Origin of the sequence: Chitinophaga sp., assembly GCF_036566945.1 — a bacterium.
In the GTDB taxonomy this organism is placed as follows: domain Bacteria; phylum Bacteroidota; class Bacteroidia; order Chitinophagales; family Chitinophagaceae; genus Chitinophaga.
Window position 1 is genome coordinate 1 of sequence record NZ_DATCVJ010000996.1, and the last position, 2,842, is coordinate 2,842.

The 2,842-nt window shown below is 43.1% G+C and carries 5 protein-coding genes; 1 reads left to right on the forward strand and 4 read right to left on the reverse strand.

The features are described 5' to 3' along the window. The 3 genes from VIP81_RS29795 to VIP81_RS29805 form a co-directional block, all read right to left on the reverse strand. The coding region (locus tag VIP81_RS29795; RefSeq protein ID WP_331970418.1) for a tyrosine-type recombinase/integrase at positions 1-750 on the reverse strand (750 nt) is incomplete at its 3' end. Between the two features lie 89 nt (positions 751-839). Next, entirely contained in the window at positions 840-1,037 is a 198-nt protein-coding gene (rpsU, locus tag VIP81_RS29800) for a 30S ribosomal protein S21 (RefSeq protein WP_079470678.1), read from the reverse strand. A gap of 71 nt (positions 1,038-1,108) precedes the next feature. Continuing rightward, the gene (locus VIP81_RS29805) at positions 1,109-1,435 is read right to left on the reverse strand and encodes a cupin domain-containing protein (protein ID WP_331970423.1); all 327 of its coding nucleotides are present in this window, start codon (positions 1,433-1,435) and stop codon (positions 1,109-1,111) included. Between the two features lie 119 nt (positions 1,436-1,554). On the opposite strand from VIP81_RS29805, the gene VIP81_RS29810 reads away from it, so the two are divergent. Next, positions 1,555-1,689, forward strand: coding sequence for a hypothetical protein (locus VIP81_RS29810; protein ID WP_331970426.1), 135 nt, complete (start codon positions 1,555-1,557; stop codon positions 1,687-1,689). Positions 1,690-1,938: 249 nt separating this feature from the next. Here VIP81_RS29810 and VIP81_RS29815 read toward each other — a convergent pair whose 3' ends face one another. Further along, a complete protein-coding gene (locus VIP81_RS29815) occupies positions 1,939-2,691 on the reverse strand; it encodes a LexA family transcriptional regulator (protein ID WP_331970429.1) in 753 nt (250 codons plus the stop codon). Positions 2,692-2,842: the final 151 nt, after the last annotated feature.

Consider the following 2,842-nt stretch of genomic DNA (forward strand, 5'->3'; position numbering starts at 1 on the left):
AGTGATTTGATGTTCTGTGAGATATTTCCGTACTGTTAAATAAACATATTTGGGATAAAGTCGCTGACCGCTATGTGGATGCACCAGCAACACACCTCCTTCAAATTCTTCCAGGCAGCTACGCTTCTGATCCATATAGTCGCCTATTTGTGCCAGCAACCCCTGACTAATGGGAATAATCCGCTCCTTCCCTCCTTTCCCCATTACCTTAATGGAAAGATTTCCTTTGTCGACCCTGAATTCCTGTAAAGAGATCAGTTCTGATAAACGAATACCTGTCTGATAAAAGATTTCAAAAATGAGCCGATGGGTAGTTCCTTCGAAATCATTGGCAAAAATATGCATAGAAGTTACGGAAACCGGGCTTACGTTATCTTCCAGGGCACGCATACCCTTCTCCTCAATATAACCCGGCAAACGACGGCTTATTTTGGGTGCAATGACTTTGGTCATAGGCGACTGTTTGACCAGGCCCTGACGCAGACAATATTTGAAAAAGGATTTGAGTGTGGAGATTTTCCGGTTTACGCTTTTGGCCGTCATGGCATCTTCCATCAAACGGGCCAGCCAGCTGCGGATCATTACATGGGTAAGATCTTCAACAGGTGTACTGCTGTAGCTAAGGGTAACGTAATCGATAAACTGGAAAAGATCATTGCGATAGGCAGTGCAGGTATGCGCTGAGTACCGTTTTTCGAGCTGGATATAGGCTATAAAGCGCTCTGCTAAGGAATATAATGGTTCGTTCAACACAAAAAGATTGATGATTGTAAAGTTATTAAATAACCTTACAATCATCAAATATTTTGAGTTGCATTCAGCTTATTGCCAATGCAATATTAATCTTCAAATTTACCGGTAGCCAACTGTTGTTTGTAAACGGCTTTTAACACCTGGTTACGACGTTTAACAGATGGTTTAGTAAAAGACTGGCGCGTTCTCAGCTGCAGTAATATGCGAGCTTTCTCAAACTTCTTTTTATATTTTTTAAGCGCCTTGTCTATGTTTTCGCAATCTTTAGAATCAATGATCAACATAATTTTTGCCTCTTATTTTTAGGAACGCAAAGATAAAACAAGATTTGTGAAAAAACAAAAGACTATCAGAATTATTCTGTTTCCCCTCCTTCCGGCCCATATAATATGACCCATAATAACAGGTCAGATGTAAAATTACGGAAGCGATGTGTAGCACCAGCGGGCACAAACAGGAAATCTCCTACCCCAATGTGTACTACTTTATTCTCCATTTCAAATTCCCCGCTTCCTCTCATTACCAGGTAAATTTCGTCCTGCATATGCGGTTCCTGCCCATCCAGCTCCTCCGGTCCAAAAATAATTCCCCGCATGGAACCGTGCTCAAACAATACGGCGAAATCATCTTCGCTTTTCTTCAATTGAGTTAAAGACTCGGCAAAAGAAACATGAAACCTCATACCGTGGTTAATTTAACGTATTCTGAGATATCCCGAAATTAAGAAAGAATTGGGAATTTGCGTAGTGTCTAAGGTTCGGCATACCGGAGGGCCTTTAAGTGCTGGCAGCGGCTGACAAGGTGTATTTAGTTACGGGGATAGCCAAGGTTACCGCGGAACTGGCAAAAGCCCGGCAGACAGGTGTATTTGGTTACAATGCTCCTGATGATTACAGCGAACAGGTAAAAGTCAACGAGGAAATATTGGCGGATTGAGGCGTATCAGCGTGCTCCTGACGACAGTAGCCGAGCCGTTAAAAGCCAGTGAGGAATGCAGGCGGAAAGGCGCATTGACCTGCGATGCTCCTAATTGCGCGAAACGGGGTGATAGCCAACCAAGAAATATTAGCAAAAAGGATTAATAAACTCCAGCGGGACAGCAGTTTACACAAACAGGATCTCGCGGGAGATAAAACCGGTAACCACCGTGTTTATCTTCCGCGAGATCCGGGAAACTTAGTTTCTTTAGTCTTTTAGCTTCTTTTTCAACAAACTCACCTGATCCTGCAGATGACTAACCATATCGGCCAGATGATTCACACTCATACGGCTTTGCTGCCCTGCTTTACTGATAACGGCATCAGACTGCCATAATTCCAGTACCTCTTCCATCTCGACCCCGTATGGCTCAAATTGCGGATTATCTGAGGCCAGGGTGATTTTTGATTTGGAACGGTTATTCTTCAGGATTCTTTTAAAAACAATGCCTTCACGGGAAGTAATCACCACGTAGGTTTCATTATTCTTAATTTCATCCCAACCATCTACCTTATGGCAAACGATAACAGAACCGGACGTAACCGGCAACATAGAATCTCCGGCTATTTCAAAGGCCCGGTAATCCCCTGCACCCAGCATGGGTAACGTAAACGTATTCAGTTCCTCTATAAATTCATCGTCGTTATAACCCGCGAGATAACCAGCGGCCGCTTTTACCGGCACAAACTGTATTGCCTGCCGGGCACTGCCCAACTTCAGCTGACGACGCTTTTCCAGGAAACTGTCTTTCTGGGAGCCAAGATCACGACGAAGCAGATCATCGATAGACACCCGGAACATATCACTTACCTGTTCCAGGATTTCTGTACGGGGTTCTGCACGCTCTTCCTCATATGCACCCAACAGGGAACGCTTAATACCGAGTTTATCGGCAAACTCTTGCTGCGTCCAGGATTTTTGCTTACGCAGATATTTCAAATTCTGACATACTACGGACATAACCTAAATAATTTAGTACCTTGCTAACAAAATTAGCAAATATTTTTATGAATTACCAAATATATTCGGGTCGCTTCGCTTATTTTTGCCCGGTAAAATCCAACTCGATATGTTAAATTATATACACTCATTTTTAAGATGGGCGCTATTA